The following is a 20,304-nucleotide window of genomic DNA, read 5'->3' on the forward strand; positions in this document are numbered from 1 at the left end:
ACGTCAAACCATCCCCGCTGTGGCGCGCGTCCTACAGCGATCGTCATGAGAGGTGAACGGTGCGGAAAGCCGCAGGCTGTGGGATACGCCGCGACCTTAACAATCTTCACGCGACCTGCGGGGCTGATTTACGTGAGCTGAAACGCCCTGTATCGCTCTGTTTCTTAGGGATTTTTTCCTATTTCGTCGTCGGGGCCTTTCTGCGGTCACAATGGCGCTTCGTTTTGGCTGGGTCATGTCCGCAGCAGTGCTCGAGCAACCCGTGCTCGGCTCCCGTCGTCTCTCGAATTTTCTGGTGGCTTCGGCCGTCACGATTGGGGGCGTGGGCTTCCTTCTGGCTTCGCTCTCGAGCTACCTCGGTCGCGACCTGCTCCCCTTGGGGCACCCCGCTGCGCTGGTGTTTGTGCCCCAGGGACTGGTGATGGGCTTGTACAGCCTGGCTGCGGCTTTGCTGGCCACTTACCTCTGGTACGTGATCGCCGTGAACGTTGGTGGCGGCAGCAATCGCTTCGATAAAGATGCCGGCGTGGTGACCATCAGCCGTCGTGGTTTCCGCAAACCCGTTCTGGTGGAAATTCCACTTAAAGACGTCAAGGCGGTGAAGGTAGAGGTGCGCGATGGCTTCAATGCGCGCCGCCGCGTCGCCCTGAGAATCCAGGGACGCCGTGACATGCCGCTCACCCGCGTTGGTGAACCGCTTCCTTTGGCTCAGTTGGAGAAGGACGGTGCTGAACTGGCCCGCTTCCTGGGCGTCAACCTTGAGGGCCTTTGATCCGATGCGTCGTCTTCGTTCCTGGACGCTGTTGATACTCATCCCGTTGTTGGTGAGTTGCAGCCCTTCCCCGCGCGCTTCGGTGGTGACCGGTTGTGCTGATGCTCAGGCGGCCTGCCTGCATGGCCTGGCCACCGTCACCATGCAGACGAGCCAGGGCGAGTTCACGATTGAAGTGAACGGCGATGCCGCTCCCCTCACCTCCGGCAATTTCATCGATCTTGTGCGGCGCGGCACCTACGACGGCACCCTGTTCCACCGCGTTGTTCGCGAGCCCGTTCCCTTTGTGGTTCAGGGGGGCGATCCGCAATCCAGTGATCGATCGGTTCCCCTGGGGCAGCTTGGTACCGGCAGTTTTGTGGATCCCGACAACGGCCAGGCGCGGATGATCCCGCTTGAGATCAAGTTCCGATCCGAGCCGCAGCCCCGCTACAGCAGGATCAGCACCAATCCGGCGGAACTTGATGGCCTGGAGTTGACCCATGAGCGTGGAGCGGTGGCCATGGCCCGCTCCCAGGCTCCTGACTCCGCCAGCGCCCAGTTCTATGTGGCCTTGCGTCCCTTGCCGGAACTCGACGGTCGTTACGCCGTCTTCGGCCGCGTGGTGGACGGCATAGAGGTGGTGGATGCGATCCAGCAAGGAGATCGCATCACCAAGGCTGCGATCACGCAGTAACTCAGGCCGGCACCCGGCTTTGGCTGGGAGACACCTTGAGCATTTCGGTGTTCACGCCTGAGGCCCGCTCCAGGGCCACCTTGCCGGTGCGGGCGATTTCGAGAATGCCGAAGGGGGCCATCAACCGTTCAAGGGCCACCAGTTTTCCGGGATCCCCCACCACTTCCAGGGTCAGGGCTTCATCGGCCACGTCCACAACCTTGGCCCTGAACACCTGAACGAGTTCGATCACGGCGCCCCGGGATGCTGCCGGTGCTGAAACTTTGAGCAGCATCAGCTCCCGTTCCACGGCCGGGCGCTGGGTCAGGTCGAGGACCTGAAGCACATTCACCAGCTTGTCCAGCTGTTTGGTCATCTGCTGGAGCGTCTGGTCATCGCCCTCCACCACCATGGTCAGGCGCGATTGACCTTCGGCCTCTGCTGGGCCGACAGCCAGGCTGTCGATGTTGAAGCCGCGTCGGGCGAAGAGTCCTGCGATCCGGCTTAGTGCGCCGGATTCGTCTTCAACCACCACCGAAAGGGTGTGTTTCATCGCCGCTGGTAGTCCCCTGCCGGTCTGGTCCTCCCAAGTTACGGTCCAGCCAGGGCAACAACACAGCCAGGAAGCGATCAGGCGCTTCGTCATGGGGGCAGTGGCCGCAGCGATCCAGCACCCTCAGCTCGAGTTCTGGGTGGCTGGCGGCCACGGATTCCCCGATGGCGAGGGGCACAAACCGATCCTGACGGCCCCAGATCAGCAGCATGGGCGCCCGCAGTTGCTCGAGCAGGGCTGGGGCGGTGGCGCCTCGGGGACGGTTGGCCATGCCCAGGCTCATGCCCCGCAGGGCCCGGGCTGCTGTAGGGCGCCGGGCAGGACGGGCGATCAGCTGCAGCAGCTCCGGGTCGGATTGGATCGACTGCCAGTAGGCCCCCTGAAGCCCGGCTTTGAGCAGGCCCGTGCGCGCGATCAAGGGCACCACAAGTTCAAGTGGGAGTACGTGCAGCACCAGGGCGAGCAGGCGCCGCTGCCAACGCCGCCGCCAGGCCGCCCGTCGTTTCGGCAGCGGTTGAATCAGGGCAGGGTCCGGCAGGGGCGCGGCGACCACCGCCCGCACCCGGTTCGGCGCCAGCACCGCCGCGGTGAGTGCGGTCAGGCCCCCCAGGGAATTGCCGATCACCACCGCGGGCCCTTGCACCACCTGATCGAGGAATGCGCACACCTGCAGGGCCCAGAGCCGGTTGTCCATCGGCCGCGCCGGCTGGGCGGATTGGCCGAAACCCAGCAGATCCAGGCTGTAGACCCGCCAGCCCTGGTCAGCCAGGCGCGGCGCGCAGTGGCGCCAGTGTCCGCTGGCGGCGCCGAACCCGTGCAGCAGCAGCAGGGCAGGGCCCCCTTCAGGGCCGCTGACCCGCCAGTGGCAGGGCCAGCCCCTCCACTGCCAGGTGCTCTGGACACCCCACTCGGCAGTCTGGACAGCAGCAGGCGGCACCCTTCTGACCTCAACCGATCATCACTATCGCGAAGGTTTGGCTGAGCTCAGCCTTGGCCCAGGCTTTTTCAGGCCTGAGTCGCGTCCGGCCCGGGACCTTTCGGTGTTGCTGGCCCGTCACCAGAGCCTCAACGCCACGCGGCCCCTGCGCTGGCTGGATCTCATGGCCGGTTGCGGGATCAGGGCCCTGCGCTGGGGCTTGGAGGCGCTGGCCAACCCGGCCGTTGAAACGGAGCTCTGGATCAACGATGGGGATCCCGACCGGCTGCCGCTGATCCAGGCCAATGCGCCGGAACTCGGGTGTTCAACCCGGCTCACGGTTGAGGCTGCAGACCTGCTGCTGCACCGCTCGATTGTTGAGCGCCACTGGTTCGATTTCATCGACCTTGATGCCTTTGGTGCTCCTGGGCCTCTGATTCAGCCGGCTCTTCAGGCTCTGCGCTTCGACGGCCTGTTGTTTCTGGCCTCAACGGATGGTCGCTCCCCCACCGGCCACGACCGGCCGGGCGCCATCCGCAGCCTCGGGGCTGCCGCTCGCGCCCATCCCTCCAGCTGGGAAATGGCATTGCGGCAGCAGATCGGGCTGGTGGCGCGGCAGGCCTGGATGCTGGGTCGCGGACTGCAGCCACTGTTCAGCTTCAGTGAAGGCCGTACCTTTCGCCTCGCCCTGCGCCTGCGGCGTCAGATCCCCGCGGGCGATGAACAGAAGCTGGGGCTGGTGGCCCGTTGTGAATGCTGCGGAGCCCAGCGGGTGCAGCCCCTGCTCAAGCTCAGCGGCTGGCCCGCCTGTGATTGCGTGGCTGGGCAGGGGAGCTGGAGCATCAGCGGCCCGCTGTGGATCGGTCCCTTGCAGGAGCCGAAGTTGTTGCAGCAGCTGATTGCCGAGGCTCAACAGCTTGGGCGTCAGCAGATCAGCCCTGCCACCCTTCGATTGATGCAGCGCCTGCAGGCGGATCCCGGCGATATCCCTACGGTCTGGCCCACCGATGAGCTGGTTCGACGGCTGGGCATCGGCGGACCACCAGCTCTGGGGCCATTGGTGCAGGCGCTCCAGGCGGTGGGTTATCGCGCCAGTGCCAGTGGCGTCATGCCTGGCCAGGTGCGAACAGATGCGGAATTACCGCAGCTGTTACAGATCTGCGCCAGCCTGCGGGGGGAAGGGATTTAAATAGGCGGGTGATCGCTTTGCCCAGACCATGGCTGCTGAGATTTTTGGAACTGCTGCGATCTTCTGGGTCTTGATTCCCGTCGGCCTCGCTGGTGGCGCGCTGCTGCTGAAACTGCAAGGCGACGACTGAAGCAGTCGCTTTGGTACCGGGGCCATTAGGCTCCACCCTTCGTGAGGAAGGCTCCGATGCAAGTGCTTGTGGTGGGTGGCACCGGCACCCTGGGACGACAAATCGCCCGTCGTGCCCTTGACGCCGGCCACCAAGTGCGTTGCATGGTGCGGACCCCCCGCAAGGCTGCCTTTCTGCAGGAATGGGGTTGTGAGCTGACCCGGGGTGACCTGTTGGAGCCCGACAGCCTCGATTACGCCCTCGAGGGCATGGATGCCGTGATCGATGCATCCACCAGTCGCCCCAACGACCCCCGCAGCATCTACGAAACCGATTGGGACGGAAAGCTCAATCTGCTTCGTGCCTGTGAGCGGGCAGAGGTGAAGCGTTTTGTCTTCCTCTCACTGCTGGGCGCTCATCAGCACCGCGAAGTGCCCTTGATGGACATCAAGGCCTGTACGGAGAAGCTGCTGGAGTCGTCTGATTTCGACTACACGATCCTGCAGGGTGCCGCCTTCATGCAGGGGGTGATCAGTCAGTTCGCCATTCCTGTTCTGGAGAGCCAGACGGTGTGGGTCAGTGGCAGCCCCACGGCCATCGCCTACATGAACACTCAGGACATGGCCCGCTTCGCCGTTGCGGCGCTCGAGCGGGAGGAAACCGTGCGTGGTACCTACCCCGTTGTTGGCCCCAAGGCCTGGAACACTGGCGAACTGGTGCAGCTCTGTGAACGCTGCAGTGGCAAGACAGCCCGCGTGTTTCGTGTGCAGCCCGTCCTGATGAACCTGATGCAGGGAGTGGCGTCCTTCTTTGAACCCGCCGTGAACGTGGCGGAGCGCTTGGCTTTTGCTGAGGTCACCGGCAGCGGTCAGACCCTGGATGCCCCCATGCAGAACAGCTATGCCGCCTTCGGTCTTGAGGCCTCGGAGACCACGGATATGGAGGGCTACATCGGTGAGTACTACGACACGATCCTGAAGCGCCTGCGCGAGATGGAAGCCGATCTCGACAAGGACGCGAAGAAAAAGCTGCCTTTCTGAACCTTGATCCCTCTTGGTTCTTTTGTACTGTCGCCTCAATTGATCCTGTTCTGATGGCTGTCGCTCAGCTCAAAAATCTGCAGCGGCGTCTGCAGTTGCTGTCGGATGAGGCGGAACAAGGCCTCAACCGCGTCTGTGGCCATGAGCTGTGGAAGTCGGTGGGCCCCGATGCGGTGGATGGTGTGGAGGACCCCGATCGACGGGCTGAGGCCAACTACTGGTACGGGCAGTGGAATGTGGTGCGTGAGCTGCAGGAGGCGATCGGCTGATGGCGGAATCGTGTTGTTCGTCCCCAGTGCCCCAGTCTCTGGATCAAACCCAGGCTGTGGAAGCGCGTTATGGGGCTGCTGCCCAAGAGCAGGAAGCCTGCCTTTGCACCCCGGTCGGCTTCGACCCTGCCCTGCTCAAGGTGATTCCTGATGCAGTCGTTGAACGGGATTACGGCTGTGGTGACCCCACCCGCTGGGTGAAGCAGGGGGACCGCGTGCTGGACCTTGGCAGCGGCAGCGGCAAAAACGCCTTCATCTGCAGCCAAATTGTCGGTGCATCCGGTCGCGTGACCGGCGTGGACCGCAACGCCGACATGCTGGCCTTGTCGCGTCAAGCCATCCCCGTTGTTGCTTCAGCTGTGGGCTTCGACAACGTCCGTTTTGTTGATGGGGCCATCGAAGCCCTGGATGCACCCACGGCCACGGGTGAACCCCTGATCGCAGACGCTTCGATCGATGTGGTGCTGAGCAACTGTGTGCTCAACCTGGTGAACCCATCAGCACGCGACAGGCTCCTGGCCAACATTCGCCGGGTCTTGGCTCCCGGTGGTCGCGTTGCCATCAGCGACATTGTTTGCGATCAGGTGGTGCCCTTGCATTTGCAGCAGGACCCTGATCTCTGGAGTGGCTGCATCAGCGGCGCCTGGCAGGAGCAGGCCTTCCTGGAGGCCTTCGAAGCTCTTGGCTTTGAGCAGGTTCGCTACGCCGATCGCAGTGAGCAGCCCTGGCGTGTGGTGGAGGGCATTGAATTCCGGGCGGTCACCCTCGTCGGTGCCCTCCCCTCCGATGTCCTCCCCGCCGAGCACCAGCGCTCGAGCTGCTGCTGATCAGGCGGTTGAGCCGTTCCTGTTCAGCTGCAGTCACCGCACGCCAACTGCCGGGGTGAAGGTCCGTGAGGTCCAGCGGGGGACCGTTGTCCATTAGATCGATGCAGCAGCGCACCAGACGCAACGTCGGTAGGCCAACAGCCGCCGTCATCCGGCGCACCTGCCGGTTGCGCCCCTCGGTGAGGGACAGCAGCAACCAACTGGTGGGAATCGCAGCGCGATAACGAATCGGAGGTGTTCGTTCGGCCAACTGCGGTTGGTCTTGGTCCTGAAGCCAGCGCGCCTTCGCCGGCAAGGTGCGGCGCCCCTGAACCACAAGGCCATCGCAGAGCTGTTGCAGTTGAGCGGCGTTGGGCGTGCCTTCCACCTGCGCCCAGTAGCTGCGCCAATGGCCAAAGCGAGGGTCGGTGAGGCGCTGTTGCAGACGTCCGTTGCTGGTGAGGATCAGCAGCCCCTCGCTGTCGGCATCGAGTCGGCCCGCGGCATACACCTGGGGCACATCAACAAAGTCGCTCAGGCAACGCCAGCGGCTTCCTTCCTCCGTCGTGAATTGACTCAAAACCCCGTAGGGCTTGTTCAGCAGCAGCGTCGTCAAGTCAGCTTGCGTTTTCGCGCATCCTCCATAGGTTGACAACGCCAATGGAGATCAACAGCAGGCCGAGATCCAGGCTCAACGGGGGGAGAATCACGGCAGGGGGATGTGTGTCGGCGTTGGAGCCTAAGGGCTGTGTTGTCTCTGCGGGGTGCAAGTGGCCTTCTAAACTGGCTGCAGCAAGACTGAACTGGCCACCAGCGCATGATCGAAACCTCGGGCGTGATCGAGAAGGAACAGGGCAACGGGTTCTATCTGGTCACCCTCGAGCAGCCTGCTGGCCACCAATGCCTCTGCAGAGCCGCTGGAAAGCTCACCAAGTTCCGGATCAAATTGCTCGCGGGTGACAAGGTGCTGGTGGAGATCAGCCCCTATGACCTCACCCGCGGCCGCATCACCTACCGCGAGCGCAATGCCGGTGCTCCCGGCGGTCGTCCCGGCGGCAACCGCCCCGGCGGACCGCGCCGTCGATGAGGGCCGCCTGAGGGCTGTCGCCCTCAGGCGGCAGCCTGAAGGCAAGCTTCAATCGCAGCTTTGAATTCACTGCGCTGCTTCACGCCGCGCCACTGCTTCACCATGGCCTTGTTGTGGAACAGCTGCACCGTGGGTGTCCCGTTCACTCCGGCCTGTTCAGCGATCTCCTGATCGTCTTCGATGTCGATCACAACGGCTTGGGCGGATCCATCCAGTTCTTGAATCACTCGCTGCAACTGGGGTTTCAGCACGTGGCAAGGGCCGCAGCTCGGTGAGGTGTAAATCACCAGCAGCGGCTTGGCGCTGTCGTGATACAGCTTGCGCAGGGCAAAGCTCCCTTTCTGCCACATCCCTTGGGGGTCGTAGGTGGCTTCCGTGGTGACATCCACATTCACCGGGCGTTCCGCCACCGCTGGCTCCACCTGCTCACGCTGCACCCGGGTGGCCAGGTTGTGGTGACTCAGCCAGCGCTCCGCTGCCAAGGCCGCTTTGCAGCCGCTGCCAGCTGCGGTGATGCCCTGTCGCCATTCGGCATCGGCCACATCGCCGGCTGCGAAAACGCCTTCTATGGACGTTTCCGGTCGTCCGGGTTGCGTTGTTAGGTAGCCCTTGTCGTCCAGATCGATTTGCCCCTGAAGCAGATCGGTGTTGGGGGTGTGGCCGATGGCATAGAAGAGCCCTTTAACGGCGATGGTGGATGAACTGGCCTCGATGCGATTGCGCAGGGTCATCGACTGCATCCAGTCGTCCCCGCTCACGTCCTCGATTTCGCTGTTCCAGTGCACCGTGATCGAGTCGTTGGCCAACACCCGATCAGCCATGGCGGCACTGGCGCGGAGTTTGTCGGAGCGCACCACCAGGTGCACATGACTTCCGTACTTGGTGAGGTACACCGCCTCCTCACAGGCGGAGTCGCCGCCGCCCACCACGGCGAGTTCCTCATTGCGGAACTGCGGTGTGGCGCCGTCACAGATCGCACAGGCACTGATGCCTTTGCTCCAGAAGGTTTGCTCAGAGGGCAGTTGGAGGCGGTTGGCACTGGCGCCGGTGGCGATCACCAGGGCGTGGGTGCGGATGGTCTGTCCCTCGACCTCAATGCGGTAGGGCTTGGAGCTGAGATCAATGCTGTCCGCATCTGCTTCCAGCAGGTGGGTGCCCCAACGCACCGCCTGGGACTTCATCAGGTCCATCAGGTCGGGCCCGAGCACGCCATCAGGGAAGCCCGGAAAATTCTCCACATGGGTGGTGGTCATCAGCTGGCCACCGGGAATACCACCGCGCTGGAACCCAGTGATCAGCAGCGGTTGCAGGTTGGCCCGTGCTGCGTAGATGGCGGCTGTGTACCCGGCTGGCCCTGACCCAACGATGACCAGGTTTTCGATGTGATCCGTACCGGCTTGACCCACCGCTTAAGCGAACTGACTATGAGTTAAATCTAAAGCCCTGCTGGAAGCCGACGTGAGTAAAGGCTTGGAAATGAATGAGTGAGGTTTAGAAGGATTTAAGAAAATCTTCAGATTTCAACTTGTGAGTCGTTGGCGCTGGGGTCGTGAATCGGACGCCGTTTGCTCGGATTGCGCGGGACCGCCAAAACATTGGCCTCAAGCATCTCCACGTTTTCGCCGATGCATGTGATCCATTCGCAGAATTCTTGCGTTATCGCATAACTGTCTTCATAGCGCTCTTCCTTGTCCAGGACTGCGATGCGCGTGGACGCCCAGCCCGTTGCAACGACGATCCGGCGTTCCATTGCGGCATCCATGGCTGTCTCCTCGATGTTTATCAGGTTGGCGGATCGGGGGTCCTTTTCGGCCGTCCATTTGCACAAATTCGCATTTTCCTCTGGCCAATGCTGTGCTCAGCGCTGCAAAAAAGCGGGCAATTCGGGCGTTTTCAGCCGGATCACAGCGCCGGCTCCGTCCTCCACCGCTTCTAGGGGAAGGCTCGGTCCGCGCCATGCGCCAACCCCCGGTTGCTCGTCTTCGGCCTCCTGCTCCTGAGGCCGCAGCACGTAGGGCTCGGCCACCGACCATGAGCGGGCGTACTCCATCAGCAGTGGGTCTGCTGGCGCAAAAACGTAGGAGGCTTCCCTGGGAATGGCTTCACGGGCGGCCAGTTCAGGCGTCATCCGCACAGCCCGGGTGATGCCCTGCACAAACCGGCTCCGAGTCACCACGGTGGTCAGGTAGGCCACCACCCGCAGACGTGGCGCATCAAAGCCCTCCGCGCACATGTCGATGCTCACCAGCCAATCGGCGTCACCGCTTTGGAAGGCGTTCAAGCGCTCCGTTGCTTGCGGGCTCTGGGAATGGATCAACTCCACCCGGTTGCCGTCGTCCATCAACACCCGGCTGATGGCTTCGGCGTGGCTGATGTCGCGGGCGATCACAAGACCAGCAGCCTGCGGCTGTCGCTCACGCAACTGGTTCAGCTTCTGCTGGGCGCGCAGCAGCACCTGCTGGCCAATGCTGCTGCTGTCGGCCAGGCGAATGGCGCGACGCAGGTTTCGCGCGCGCCAGCTTTCCCGTTGCTCCGCCGAGAGTGGGGAAACGTCGCGGTCGGGTTGTCCTTCGCGGCTGTGTTCCACCCAGCCGTCCTGAAAACGGAACTCCAGGGGGCGCACATCCCCTGCGGCGATCAAGTCCCTGGGTTCAACGCAGAGATCCGGTCGGATCTGCTCAACCCAACCGCCGTCATCAAGCCGCACCCGCATGCGCCGGGCGGCGCAGAACGCCAGGTTGTCGGCACGAAAGGGGGTGCCCGTGAGCCCCAGGCGCAGCCGCACGCTGCCGGTCAGCTCCAGAAAGGTCTGCCCCCAGGCGGTGGCATCCGGTTCGTCGGGATCAACGCCGAGATGATGGGCCTCATCGGCGATCGCCATGCAGGCGCTCAGGCCCCATTGCTCGAGCCGTTCCCCCAGAGCCTCGCGCTGACGACCGGCCCCCTGATAAGTCACCAACAAGCCATCGGCGTCCTGGCTTTGCTCCGGCGGGCAGGGCCACTCCTCAAGCCGCAAGCCAAGACGCGCCGCGGCAGATTTCCACTGATTGAGGATTGAGGTGCGGTGGCAGAAGACCAGGAAATGGTCCAGCTGGCCTTGATCACGCATGGCGCGGAATCCCAGCAACGCTCCGAGGGTTTTGCCTGCCCCTGGGCCTGCAAACACCAGCAGGTCGCGGCTGCTGCCCTCGAGCTCGAGCCTGCGCCGCAGCAGCTGGATCAGCTGTTGCTGCCACTGCCTTGGTTGAACCTGGCGGGCTTGGGCCTCGTTCGTGGTCTGCCTGGCCGGGAGGTTGAAGCTGACGGCTGAGATATCACCTCCCGGGAAGATGAGTCTTTTTAACCATTCCTTTGCGCCGTGGCATCTCTACCGTCCGGCCATCAGCTCCATCGGGATCGGGTCCCGCCCATCGCCATGGCCCAACGTCGTTTCTTCAGCAGCCCCCTCGATCAGCAGCGCGACCAGCTCGATGGCTGCTGGCAACTCGAATGCGACATCGATCCGTTGATTCTTCGGGCCCGCGTCCTGCACCGCCGCGGAGAGGTGAACGGGGCCGCCGGCCTCGAACAGGAAGTGCTGCCGATCGTCTGATCCGGCAGCACTTCTTGGATCCTCAGCGCTCGCTTTAGAGCGCCTGCTTCAGAGCGCTTCGGCGTGGTTAACCACCAGGTGCTCCACCTCCTTCAAGGCCTCCTCCGAGGCGGAGCGAGCTGCCGTGAAATCCCCCTTGGCGGTGTCCAGCAGCTGCTGAGCGAGCCGATCCAGCAGCTCCTCTTTGTGCTCCTCAAGCATCGCCACGATCTCGGTCTCCACCAAGGTGCGCACCGCCTGAATGCGCAGGTCGTCGTTTTCGGCCTCCGCGAAGGTGCCCTGCACGAGTTCCTGGATGAACAGGCGGTGCACTTCGCTGCTGCGCAGGAAGCTTTCGGTGGCGTTGATCATCCCGTCCACCAGGGTGCGATCGGGTTCACTCTCGCCGTCGTTGAGCTTGAACTCCCAGTCGAGATGGCGTCGCTGCCAGCCGGCCGTGTGCAGGCTCGGCATCACGCTTTGCGAAAAGGTGTCGACGGAGATTTCATAAATCCGCTCCGCCAGTCGTTCACACCAGTCTTTGCCGTGCAACTGGAGGGTGGACTGCATGGTTTCCCGTTCAACGGCATGGCCACCGTGGTGGCTGTGGCAGAGGCCGTCTGGACACTCGATTGCGCTGAGACCCATGGGGAGCACAGAGGGTGCACTTCACGTAGCAAGAGCGACAGAACTGAGGGCCTTTCTTCAGGAAGGTTCCTGATCGCGAGAGGGCGACCTCGTAATCTCGCTTGGGTCGGTGGTTGTGTTCGCCTTGCCCAGACTTCTGATACCGGTGGAGTCGACACCGGGAGAAACCCGGGTCGCGGCAACGCCGGACACGGTCAAAAAATTCATCTCGTTGGGCTGCAGCGTCGCAGTCGAATGTGGAGCCGGTACCCCCTCCGGATATCTCGATGAGGCCTACGCCGAGCAGGGCGCAGATCTCATTGAGGCGGGAGACACGTCGGCCTGGGGTCAGGCCGACGTTCTTCTCTGTGTTCAATCGCCGAGCGCAGCCACCCTGGCTCGCCTGCGCCAGGGAGCGCTGGTGGTGGGTCTGCTGTCCCCCTACGCCAACGAAGAGCTGACGGCTGCCCTGAAGCGCAGCGGCCTTTCAGCCATGGCGCTCGAGCTGTTGCCCCGGATCAGCCGGGCGCAGTCCGCCGATGCGCTCTCCTCCCAGGCCAACATTGCGGGCTACAAGTCGGTGCTGCTGGCCTCCGCCGCGCTGGACCGTTACTTCCCGATGCTGATGACGGCGGCGGGCACTGTTCAGCCGGCCAAGGTGGTGATTCTCGGAGCCGGTGTGGCCGGCCTCCAGGCCGTGGCTACAGCGCGCCGTCTGGGTGCGGTGGTGTACGTCAGTGACATCAGACCTGCGGTGAAGGAGCAGGTGGAATCCCTCGGCGCCCGCTTCATTGAGCCTCCCGAAATGGAGGACAAGCCTTCGGAATCCGGTGGCTATGCCAAACAGGCCTCCGACGCTTTCCTGGCGGCCCAGCGTCAGCAGCTCTCGGATCAGCTGGCGGAGGCCGACGTGGCCATTTGCACCGCCCAGGTGCCGGGCCGTCGCGCTCCGCGTCTGATCAGCGAAGACATGCTCGATCGGATGCGCCCCGGTGCGGTGGTGGTGGATCTGGCCGTGGCCCAGGGCGGCAACTGTGCCGACACCGTTCCTGGTCAGACCGTGGATCGCAAGGGTGTGAAGCTGATCGGTGGTAACGACCTGCCCTGCAGCGTTCCTAATCACGCCAGTGCGCTCTACGCCCGAAACCTCGTGGCTCTGCTGGAGCCCACCTTGAAGGACGGCGTCCTCAGCCTTGATCCCGAGGATGAATTGATCGCCGGCTGTCTGATCGCCCAGGACGGCACCATCCGTCGTGGCGATGTCCTTACCCCAGGTGCCAACTGATGTTTGTTGAATTCCTCTGGGTTCTCCTGCTTGGCAGCCTGCTTGGGCTGGAGCTGATCGGCAAGGTTCCCCCCACCCTGCACACTCCTTTGATGAGTGGTGCCAATGCCATCTCGGGCATCACCGTGTTGGCAGCGCTCACCGCCATCATCAAAGCTGGCGAAAACACCGTGCTGTTGCTGCTCGGTTCCGTCTCGCTGGGCTTTGCCCTGTTCAACGTGATCGGGGGCTTCCTCGTGACCGATCGCATGCTGGCCATGTTCAGCCGCAAGCCTGCTCGCAAGGAGAACCGCTGATGACTGACCTTCTCAAATACGCGATCGAGCTGGTTGCTGTTCTGCTGCTGGCTCTCGGCATCAAAGGTCTCTCCAAGGTGCGTTCCGCCAGGGGCGCCAACCAGCTGGCCGCTGTGGCTATGGGCCTCGCGGTGCTGGGTCTGCTGATCAACTACCTCGGCACCAGCGGCATCAGCATCGCCGCCTGGACCTGGATTATTGCCGGAACGTTGGTGGGTGGTGTGCTCGGCGCCATCACCGCCCAGCGGGTGCCGATGACCTCGATGCCGGAGACGGTCGCCCTCTTCAACGGCTGCGGTGGCATGTCGTCACTGCTGGTGGCTCTGGCTGCTGCGCTTTACCCGGCGGCCCTCGATGCGGCAGGCCCTGTGGCCGTGGTGTCGATCGTTGTCTCCGTGTTCGTGGGTGCGATCACCTTCACCGGATCGATCGTGGCCATGGCCAAACTGCAGGGTTGGCTGTCCACGCCGGCCTGGATGCAGAGCAAGGCGCGCCATGCCGTGAACATCGCGCTGGCGGTGGCATCCCTTGTGGGTGCCGTTGAGATGCTGCGCAACGCTGATTCGAGCACGGGCCTCTGGCTGCTGGTGGTGGCCTCCGGCCTGCTGGGAATCGGGGTGACGCTGCCGATCGGCGGCGCCGACATGCCCGTGGTGATCTCCCTGTTGAACAGCTATTCCGGTGTGGCTGCCGCTGCTGCCGGTTTCGTGGTGGGCAGCCAGTTGCTGATCGTGGCCGGCGCCATGGTTGGTGCTGCTGGCCTGATCCTCACCCAGGTGATGTGCAATGGCATGAACCGTTCCCTGGTGTCTGTGCTGTTCGGTGGCGCCCTGGGTGCCACGACCGCTGCAGGCGGTGGCGGCGGTGAATACACCAACATCACCAGCTGCAGTGTTGAGGAGTGCGCTCTCACCCTTGAGGCCGCTGAACGGGTGGTGATCGTTCCGGGCTATGGCTTGGCCGTGGCTCAGGCGCAACACACACTCAGGGAAGTGACTCGGGTGCTGGAGAGCGTTGGTATCGATGTGGCCTATGCCATTCACCCGGTGGCCGGTCGTATGCCGGGTCACATGAACGTGCTCCTGGCTGAGGCCGATGTGCCCTACGAGCAGCTGCAGGAGATGGATCAGATCAATCCCGAGTTCCCTGCCACCGACGTTGTGTTGGTGCTGGGTGCCAATGATGTGGTCAATCCCCAGGCCAAGAACGACCCCAATTCGCCTCTCTACGGCATGCCCGTTCTGGATGTGCAGGACGCCCGCACGGTGTTCGTGGTGAAGCGGGGCATGAGCGCTGGCTACTCCGGCATCAAGAACGATCTGTTCGAGCTGGCCAACACCTCGATGCTGTTCGGCGATGCCAAGAAGGTGCTCGGCGATCTCCTGGTGGAACTCAAGGATCTGGGACTGGGCAAGAAGTGATGGCCCGCGGCGTGGATAACCCCCAGCTGCGGGAGCGGCTGGGGGTTCCGTCGTTTGAGCAGCGCTGGCCCTGGATTGGCGGTGACCTGCAAACCCTGCGCGACACCCTGCGCGAGGTGGATCTCCCCCACGATCAAGGGGTTCCGATTGAAATTCCCGTGCCAGCCCTGCCCAGTGGAGCGGCGGCTGCCGGGTCATTGCTGGCCCTGCTCGATCAGCCGGAAGGGGACCCCAAGGGCTTGGTTTTGCTGCTCCATGGGCTGGGTGGATCCAGTTCCAGGGAAGGCCTGAGGCGGATGGGTGTGGCGCTCCAGGCCGCCGGTTTTGCAGTGCTGCGCCTCAACCTGCGCGGTGCTGATCCAGGCCGCCACCTTGCGGGTGGCACCTATGCAGCACGCTGCAACAGCGATCTGCTGCCGGTGATTGCTCGGGCCCGAAGCTTGGCGGCGGGTCGCCCACTGCTGGGGGCAGGCATCTCCCTGGGCGGCACGATGCTGCTTAATGCCGCTTTGGCTTCCCCCGGCGTGCTTGATGGCCTCTTCTGTGCCAGCAGTCCCCTGGATCTGGCGGCCTGCAGCGCCTCGATCGAGCGACCGCGCAATCGGGTCTACCAACGCTGGCTGCTCAAGCGGTTGGTGCGTCAGACCCTGGCGGATCCTTTTGGGGTGAGCGCCGACGAGGAAGCCAAGCTGCAGGCGTCGCCCCCTCGTTCGATTCGTGAGTTCGACAGTGCCGTGACGGCTCCCCGCTGGGGGTTTGCGGATGTGGAGGCCTACTACCGCGAGGCTTCACCCCTGCAGCATCTGGTGCCCGCCTGCAAAGCGATGCCGCCCACCTTGCTGCTGCAGGCCCTGGATGATCCTTGGGTTCCTGCCTCGACTGCAATGGATCTGGCAGAAGCGCTGCCTCCGGAGGCTGCGATTCGCACCTTGTTCACGCCACGGGGAGGGCACAACGGCTTTCATGGCCGTGGCGGCTGCTGGGGCGATCAGCTGGCGACGGCCTGGCTCAGGGATGTTGTTGCTGGCTAAGCCGTGATCCCCACATGTTGTGGGGCCCTATCGCTTCAGTAGTAGAAGGCCCGATCGCTTGGGTTCTGGTACACAGCGCCACCACAGCGGGTGGCAATCTTCCACAGCGCTTTGTGGATAGGTGTTGAGTCGTAGCGCACCAGCTCAGGAAACCTCTGCCTCAGCAGTTGAGTTCCACGCCAGGCGTTGTAGTGCGGAATCGATGAATTCACGTGATGGCACACGTGGGTTGAGCCGATTCCATGGTGCAGCAGGTTGAGGATGGGCCCGTAGGGACGATCAACAGTTTGCAGGGCTCCCTTCGACCACGTCCAGGTTTCGTTGGAGAAGTGAGGGATATCGGTGTTGGTGTGCTGCAGCCAGGTGTAGGTGGTCAGCCACATGTTGATCACCAGGTAGGGCAGGCCGTAGACGCACAGCACACGGAGCAGGGAAAACTGCACTGAGGCGATGAGCAACAGGCCAACCATGGCGAGCAATCCCAGGTTGGATCGCAGCATCCACTTGCCGAAGGACTTAGGGAAAAGACGGCGTTTGCCGTTGAAATTGCGCTTGGGATTCCAGAAATGAGAGGTGGGGGAGTCGTAGTCCTCGCCGCCGGTGGCGCCCAGGAAGAGATAAAGCTGCCAGCCAATCACGAGGTGATTGAACAGTGAAATGATCCCGAAGACGGTGGGATTTAACCTCTGCTTGAACTGTTCGGTGGTTCGCCCCATCGGTGACGTTGCCCGCGGCGGAACATGGGTTTCTCCCTGTTCCAGGTGATTGCAGTGAGCGTGGTGCACCGCGTGGCTGTGGGCCCAGCTGTAGTACGGCACAAGCAAAGTGCTGTGCAGCACAAAGCCCACAACGCCTTCAATCCGGCGGTTGGGGTGGAAGGCGTGATGGCCGCATTCATGGGCGATCACCCAACAGCCCATCGCGATGGTGCCGGTGATCACACCGTAGAGGAGCCAGAGGGGGACGGCGGCTGCCGAGAGCGGGATCAGGGTTCCAAGGCCGACGGCCAGAAGCGAAAGGCCAGAAGACATGGCCAGGCTCGCCCAGGACTTCGCTGGGCTCAGCTTGGAGAGCTCTGCTGGCAAAGCGCTGAGCAGCTCAGCCTTGCTCGGGTAGGGGATTGATTCAGCGCTGTCTTCAGGGGCTGGATTTGCGGGTCGGGTCGCAGTTGCAAATGCCAAATGGAAGCCTCAAGACAAGCGCTCATCCGTTGGCGCTTAAGGTTTTCATCATAATTGCCCGGGCTGCGACCTGTGGGCGCATGGTGCTCAAGAGCCCAATAGCAATTGTTCGGATTTCGTTGTTTGGAATTCCGGCTGGATTTCAAGTTCCTTTTGCTCAGAGTTCCTTCTCTTGGGTGCAAATTGGGCCTTTCGCTTATGCTTTGCTGGATTGATTTGGGATCAAATTTCGCCTGAAGGGGCGCCAGTGGTTGTCTTGAATGGTGTTCTTTTGAGAATCCATTTTTCAACGGGTTGTTGGCCGATGATGTGTTGTTCGATGATTCTTTTGACGCGATCAGGCGAAACGTCGGCGTACCAAATTCCGTCTGGCCAGACCAGAAGAATCGGCCCTCGTTCACACACCCTGAGGCAATCGGCTTTGCTGCGCAGAACAATTCCCTCCGGGCGTTCCGTATTTTCGAGATTCAGTTCGCGAACAACGCTCTTCAGTTCATTCCAGGTTTGTGCTCCAACCGCTGAATCGCAGCATTTGGCTTTGGTGGCGGTTGCACAGAGCAGGAGGTGATGGCTGACCCGTTCCATGCCTAAGCGGCGAGCGCTCCCATGGGCAAACGGGTCACCCCGAGGTTCACCTGTTCTCGCACGGCGGTTCGCGCCCACTGATCCACCCGCAGCACGTCGTCCAACTGGGGTTGGGCCATCAGATCGGGTTTATGACGCTCGCAGGCGGCCTCGATCACGGCTGGGATGTCGAGGAAGTGAATCTTCTCCTCGAGGAACTGCGCCACGGCTTCCTCGTTGGCAGCATTCATCACCGCAGGCATGGTGCCGCCGGCGCGTCCGGCGGCGTAGGCCAGCTCCATGCAGGGGTACTTGGCGGGATCGGGGGCCCGGAAGCTGAGCTGACCCACTTCCGTGAGATCCAGTCGCCGCCATGGCGTCTCCAGGCGAGAGGGCCAGCTGAGGCAGTAGAGGATCGGCAGCTTCATGTCGGGCCAGCCCAGTTGGGCCAGCACGGAGGAATCCGCCAGCTCGATCATCGAATGGATGATGCTCTGGGGATGGATCACGATCTCGATGTGGTCGTAATCCAGGCCGAACAGGTAGTGGGCTTCGATCACCTCCAGCCCCTTGTTCATCAAGGAGGCGGAATCCACGGTGATCTTGCGGCCCATGCTCCAGTTGGGATGACTGGTGGCATCGGCCACGGTGGCCTTTTCGAGGTCGGCGGCCGTCCAGTCGCGGAAGGCGCCGCCGGAGGCTGTGAGCTGAATCCGGCGCAGCCCCGGTGTGGGCACGCCGGTGGAGAGGCGTGCGTTTTCAGCCCAGGGGGTTCCCTGCAGGCACTGGAAAATTGCTGAGTGCTCCGAATCCGCCGGCAGCAGACGGCTGCCGCTCTTCTTCAGCTCCGGCAGTACCACGGGGCCGGCTGCAATCAGCGTTTCCTTGTTCGCCAGAGCCAGGTCTTTACCGGCGCGGATCGCCGCCAGGGTCGGCAACAGACCGGCGCAACCAACAATGCCCGTCACCACCAGGTCGGCGCTGTCCCAGGCGGCAGCAACGTTGAGACCATCAGCACCTCCCACCAGCTGGGGTGCATCAGCGCCTGTGACGCCGGCGTCCTGCAGACGCTCCTGCAGTTCGGGCAGGAGATCGGCATCGGCCAGGGCCACCACCTCAGGGCGATGCCGCTGAACTTGGTCAACCAAAAGCTTCAGGTTGCGGCCGGCCGTTAGGGCCACAACGCGGAACTGCTCTGGAAACTCCTCAGCGATCTGGAGGGTCTGGGTGCCGATCGAACCGGTGGATCCCAGCACGCTGATGGCTTTCATGCTGTTCCGGCAGTTGCGACAAGTCTCCCACCAGGACCGTTGAACGCTGGCAAGCTGGCGGACAGCTTGTGGAGAGCGCATGGCGAAGGAACAGTGGCGATCGGGCCTGGGGTTTGTCCTTGCAGCTGCGGGCAGTGCCGTGGGTCTGGGCAATCTCTGGGGCTTTGCCTACCGCGCCTCCCAGGGAGGTGGCGGCGCCTTCCTGCTGCTCTACGTGGTGATTGTGCTGTTGGTCTGCCTGCCGGTGCTGGTGGCCGAAATGGTGCTGGGGCGCAGCACCGGCCAAAGCCCCCTGCTCGCGCCAGTGGCGGCCGCCGGCCGCCGTTGGCAGCCGATGGGTTGGCTGTTCGTGCTGGCGGCCAGTGGAATCCTGGCCTTCTATGCCGTGTTGATGGGGTGGACCGGGGCCACCCTGGTGCAGACCCTCACCCAGGGGCTCCCGGCGGATATCGCTTCAGCGGAAGCCTTTTTCGCCGGCCTCAGTGGCGGCCGCTCCGCCTTGATCGGCCAGCTGCTCAGCCTGGTGGCGACTGCTGCTGTGGTGGCGGCCGGCGTGCGCGGAGGCATTGAGCGGTTGTCCCGCTGGGGGCTGCCGCTGTTGTTTGTGCTGCTGATTGGCCTTGCGGTATGGGCCGCTGGTCTTGATGGGGCCTCGGAGGGCTATCGCACCTTCCTGCTCCGCTGGGACAACAGCCAGCTGCAGGACCCCACCACGATTCGCAATGCCTTCACCCAGGCCTTCTTCTCGATTGGCACGGGCATCGGTTGCATCCTGGCCTATTCGGCCTACCTGAGCCGGCGCGCCCACCTGCCGCGGGAAGCCGTGGCGGTGGTGGGGATGGATACCGCTGTGGGCTTGCTGGCCGGCATGGTCACCTTCCCCGTGGTGATGAGCTTTGGCCTCCAGGATGTGATCAGTGGCTCCACCCTGGGCACGATCTTCATCGCGCTGCCCACGGGCCTGGGCTCGCTGGGCGCCACAGGTCAGCTGGTGGCGGTGCTCTTTTTTGCTCTGGCCCTGATTGCAGCGATCACCTCAGCGGTGTCGCTGTTGGAGGTGCCGGTGGCCTGTTTGATCGATCGCCTGGGGTGGAGCCGCTCCCGGGCCGTCTGGGTGTCCGCGGCGTTGATCTTTGTGGCCGGTCTTCCAGCGGCCACCTCCATGGAGGTTCTCGGCTGGATGGATTCCGTGTTTGGGGGCCTGCTGCTGATTCTGGGGGGCTTGCTCCTGGCCCTGTTGCTGGGTTGGGTGCTTCCCGCCCGTTTCCAAGAGGAGCTCAGCCATTCGGGGAGCCCGATCTGGCTGCAGCGCTTTCTGCTGGTGATGCTGCGCTGGATTTCGCCGCCAGTGATCGCCGTTGGTCTGGTGATCAGCGTGATTGATCTCATCCCCAGCTGAGGAGATTCACTTGGAGAGTGCCTACGGCTGATCCGAGGAATTGAGCATGGATTCCATCTTGCGAATCCTCTGCAGCATCTTGTCCCACACCTCTGCTTTCCAGGCTTGCTCCGCATCGCCCGTGGAAGCGGCCAGTTGCTTCTGAGCCGTGAGCTTCGCCTCAAGATCCTCGCCAGCATCAAGGGCCTTCATCAGCTCCATCTCGAGCTTGGCGGTTTCCATGAAGTTCAGCTTCTTCAGCCAGAGCATGGGGAGCAACAGG

25 protein-coding genes are annotated in these 20,304 nt (G+C 63.0%); 14 read left to right on the forward strand and 11 right to left on the reverse strand.

Features of this window, described 5'->3' with window-relative positions:
• Positions 1 to 235: 235 nt before the first annotated feature.
• A complete protein-coding gene (locus DXY03_RS00005) occupies positions 236 to 772 on the forward strand; it encodes a photosystem I assembly protein Ycf4 (protein ID WP_115009215.1) in 537 nt (178 codons plus the stop codon).
• 4 nt (positions 773 to 776) lie between these two features.
• Positions 777 to 1,448: a peptidylprolyl isomerase gene (locus tag DXY03_RS00010; protein WP_115008606.1), complete on the forward strand. Its 672-nt coding sequence runs from the start codon at positions 777 to 779 to the stop codon at positions 1,446 to 1,448.
• A gap of 1 nt (position 1,449) precedes the next feature.
• Here DXY03_RS00010 and ilvN read toward each other — a convergent pair whose 3' ends face one another.
• Complete coding sequence (gene ilvN, locus DXY03_RS00015) at positions 1,450 to 1,980, reverse strand: acetolactate synthase small subunit (protein ID WP_011364939.1); 531 nt, start codon at positions 1,978 to 1,980, stop codon at positions 1,450 to 1,452.
• Positions 1,952 to 2,917 (reverse strand): alpha/beta fold hydrolase, encoded by a 966-nt coding sequence (locus DXY03_RS00020; RefSeq protein ID WP_115008607.1) that lies wholly within the window; start codon positions 2,915 to 2,917, stop codon positions 1,952 to 1,954. Before DXY03_RS00020 ends, ilvN begins: the two co-directional genes overlap by 29 nt.
• Positions 2,918 to 2,954: 37 nt before the next feature.
• On the opposite strand from DXY03_RS00020, the gene DXY03_RS00025 reads away from it, so the two are divergent.
• The 5 genes from DXY03_RS00025 to DXY03_RS00045 are packed head-to-tail and all read left to right on the forward strand — an operon-like array spanning position 2,955 to position 6,330.
• The gene (locus tag DXY03_RS00025; protein WP_115008608.1) at positions 2,955 to 4,085 is read left to right on the forward strand and encodes a N2,N2-dimethylguanosine tRNA methyltransferase; all 1,131 of its coding nucleotides are present in this window, start codon (positions 2,955 to 2,957) and stop codon (positions 4,083 to 4,085) included.
• Between the two features lie 28 nt (positions 4,086 to 4,113).
• Positions 4,114 to 4,215, forward strand: coding sequence for a cytochrome b6-f complex subunit PetM (gene petM / locus DXY03_RS00030; protein WP_011364936.1), 102 nt, complete (start codon positions 4,114 to 4,116; stop codon positions 4,213 to 4,215).
• A 56-nt stretch (positions 4,216 to 4,271) separates the two neighbouring features.
• On the forward strand, positions 4,272 to 5,234 hold the full coding sequence (locus tag DXY03_RS00035) for an NAD(P)H-binding protein (RefSeq protein ID WP_114988610.1): 963 nt from the start codon (positions 4,272 to 4,274) through the stop codon (positions 5,232 to 5,234).
• Between the two features lie 53 nt (positions 5,235 to 5,287).
• The gene (locus tag DXY03_RS00040) at positions 5,288 to 5,503 is read left to right on the forward strand and encodes a hypothetical protein (RefSeq protein ID WP_114988609.1); all 216 of its coding nucleotides are present in this window, start codon (positions 5,288 to 5,290) and stop codon (positions 5,501 to 5,503) included.
• Positions 5,503 to 6,330, forward strand: a complete 828-nt coding sequence (locus DXY03_RS00045; protein ID WP_115008609.1) for a methyltransferase domain-containing protein — start codon at positions 5,503 to 5,505, stop codon at positions 6,328 to 6,330. The genes DXY03_RS00040 and DXY03_RS00045 overlap by 1 nt, the downstream gene beginning before the upstream one ends.
• Here DXY03_RS00045 and DXY03_RS00050 read toward each other — a convergent pair.
• The gene (locus DXY03_RS00050; protein WP_244272144.1) at positions 6,263 to 6,925 is read right to left on the reverse strand and encodes a pseudouridine synthase; all 663 of its coding nucleotides are present in this window, start codon (positions 6,923 to 6,925) and stop codon (positions 6,263 to 6,265) included. The two genes, DXY03_RS00045 and DXY03_RS00050, sit on opposite strands and share 68 nt — an antisense overlap.
• A gap of 201 nt (positions 6,926 to 7,126) precedes the next feature.
• Here DXY03_RS00050 and infA point away from each other — a divergent pair, with 201 nt between their 5' ends.
• The gene (gene infA / locus DXY03_RS00055; protein ID WP_006041809.1) at positions 7,127 to 7,396 is read left to right on the forward strand and encodes a translation initiation factor IF-1; all 270 of its coding nucleotides are present in this window, start codon (positions 7,127 to 7,129) and stop codon (positions 7,394 to 7,396) included.
• A gap of 23 nt (positions 7,397 to 7,419) precedes the next feature.
• Here the strand turns inward: infA and trxB are convergent, their stop codons facing one another.
• The 3 genes from trxB to DXY03_RS00070 all read right to left on the reverse strand — a co-directional run bounded on the left by trxB (position 7,420) and on the right by DXY03_RS00070 (position 10,610).
• Positions 7,420 to 8,802 carry a thioredoxin-disulfide reductase gene (trxB, locus tag DXY03_RS00060; protein ID WP_115008611.1) on the reverse strand — a complete coding sequence of 461 codons (1,383 nt, stop codon included), beginning with the start codon at positions 8,800 to 8,802 and terminating at the stop codon, positions 7,420 to 7,422.
• Positions 8,803 to 8,909: 107 nt separating this feature from the next.
• A complete protein-coding gene (locus DXY03_RS00065) occupies positions 8,910 to 9,158 on the reverse strand; it encodes a hypothetical protein (protein WP_115009216.1) in 249 nt (82 codons plus the stop codon).
• Between the two features lie 96 nt (positions 9,159 to 9,254).
• Positions 9,255 to 10,610, reverse strand: a complete 1,356-nt coding sequence (locus tag DXY03_RS00070) for a DEAD/DEAH box helicase (protein WP_371637620.1) — start codon at positions 10,608 to 10,610, stop codon at positions 9,255 to 9,257.
• A 144-nt stretch (positions 10,611 to 10,754) separates the two neighbouring features.
• Between DXY03_RS00070 and DXY03_RS11750 the strand changes: the two genes are divergently transcribed.
• Positions 10,755 to 10,988, forward strand: a complete 234-nt coding sequence (locus tag DXY03_RS11750; RefSeq protein ID WP_136975370.1) for a hypothetical protein — start codon at positions 10,755 to 10,757, stop codon at positions 10,986 to 10,988.
• A 48-nt stretch (positions 10,989 to 11,036) separates the two neighbouring features.
• Here DXY03_RS11750 and DXY03_RS00075 read toward each other — a convergent pair whose 3' ends face one another.
• A complete protein-coding gene (locus DXY03_RS00075; RefSeq protein WP_115008613.1) occupies positions 11,037 to 11,615 on the reverse strand; it encodes an EF-1 guanine nucleotide exchange domain-containing protein in 579 nt (192 codons plus the stop codon).
• A 145-nt stretch (positions 11,616 to 11,760) separates the two neighbouring features.
• Between DXY03_RS00075 and DXY03_RS00080 the strand changes: the two genes are divergently transcribed.
• From DXY03_RS00080 to DXY03_RS00095, 4 genes are read left to right on the forward strand one after another with little or no spacing between them, the layout of a single operon-like run.
• Positions 11,761 to 12,879: a Re/Si-specific NAD(P)(+) transhydrogenase subunit alpha gene (locus DXY03_RS00080; protein ID WP_244272145.1), complete on the forward strand. Its 1,119-nt coding sequence runs from the start codon at positions 11,761 to 11,763 to the stop codon at positions 12,877 to 12,879.
• Positions 12,879 to 13,175, forward strand: coding sequence for an NAD(P) transhydrogenase subunit alpha (locus DXY03_RS00085; protein WP_115008614.1), 297 nt, complete (start codon positions 12,879 to 12,881; stop codon positions 13,173 to 13,175). The genes DXY03_RS00080 and DXY03_RS00085 overlap by 1 nt, the downstream gene beginning before the upstream one ends.
• Positions 13,175 to 14,596 carry an NAD(P)(+) transhydrogenase (Re/Si-specific) subunit beta gene (locus DXY03_RS00090; protein WP_115008615.1) on the forward strand — a complete coding sequence of 474 codons (1,422 nt, stop codon included), beginning with the start codon at positions 13,175 to 13,177 and terminating at the stop codon, positions 14,594 to 14,596. The genes DXY03_RS00085 and DXY03_RS00090 overlap by 1 nt, the downstream gene beginning before the upstream one ends.
• Entirely contained in the window at positions 14,596 to 15,627 is a 1,032-nt protein-coding gene (locus DXY03_RS00095; RefSeq protein WP_170951915.1) for an alpha/beta fold hydrolase, read from the forward strand. The genes DXY03_RS00090 and DXY03_RS00095 overlap by 1 nt, the downstream gene beginning before the upstream one ends.
• Before the next feature lie 35 nt (positions 15,628 to 15,662).
• Here DXY03_RS00095 and DXY03_RS00100 read toward each other — a convergent pair whose 3' ends face one another.
• The 3 genes from DXY03_RS00100 to DXY03_RS00110 all read right to left on the reverse strand — a co-directional run bounded on the left by DXY03_RS00100 (position 15,663) and on the right by DXY03_RS00110 (position 18,643).
• Positions 15,663 to 16,808 (reverse strand): fatty acid desaturase, encoded by a 1,146-nt coding sequence (locus DXY03_RS00100; protein WP_115008616.1) that lies wholly within the window; start codon positions 16,806 to 16,808, stop codon positions 15,663 to 15,665.
• A 222-nt stretch (positions 16,809 to 17,030) separates the two neighbouring features.
• Positions 17,031 to 17,393 (reverse strand): ferredoxin, encoded by a 363-nt coding sequence (locus DXY03_RS00105; protein ID WP_115008617.1) that lies wholly within the window; start codon positions 17,391 to 17,393, stop codon positions 17,031 to 17,033.
• A 2-nt stretch (positions 17,394 to 17,395) separates the two neighbouring features.
• On the reverse strand, positions 17,396 to 18,643 hold the full coding sequence (locus tag DXY03_RS00110; protein ID WP_115008618.1) for a 1-deoxy-D-xylulose-5-phosphate reductoisomerase: 1,248 nt from the start codon (positions 18,641 to 18,643) through the stop codon (positions 17,396 to 17,398).
• A 79-nt stretch (positions 18,644 to 18,722) separates the two neighbouring features.
• Here DXY03_RS00110 and DXY03_RS00115 point away from each other — a divergent pair, with 79 nt between their 5' ends.
• The gene (locus DXY03_RS00115) at positions 18,723 to 20,042 is read left to right on the forward strand and encodes a sodium-dependent transporter (RefSeq protein ID WP_115008619.1); all 1,320 of its coding nucleotides are present in this window, start codon (positions 18,723 to 18,725) and stop codon (positions 20,040 to 20,042) included.
• Between the two features lie 21 nt (positions 20,043 to 20,063).
• Here the strand turns inward: DXY03_RS00115 and DXY03_RS00120 are convergent, their stop codons facing one another.
• Positions 20,064 to 20,291, reverse strand: a complete 228-nt coding sequence (locus DXY03_RS00120; protein ID WP_115008620.1) for a hypothetical protein — start codon at positions 20,289 to 20,291, stop codon at positions 20,064 to 20,066.
• Positions 20,292 to 20,304 lie beyond the last annotated feature (13 nt).

The organism is Synechococcus sp. N5, from assembly GCF_900473925.1.
Classification (GTDB): Bacteria; Cyanobacteriota; Cyanobacteriia; order PCC-6307; family Cyanobiaceae; genus Parasynechococcus.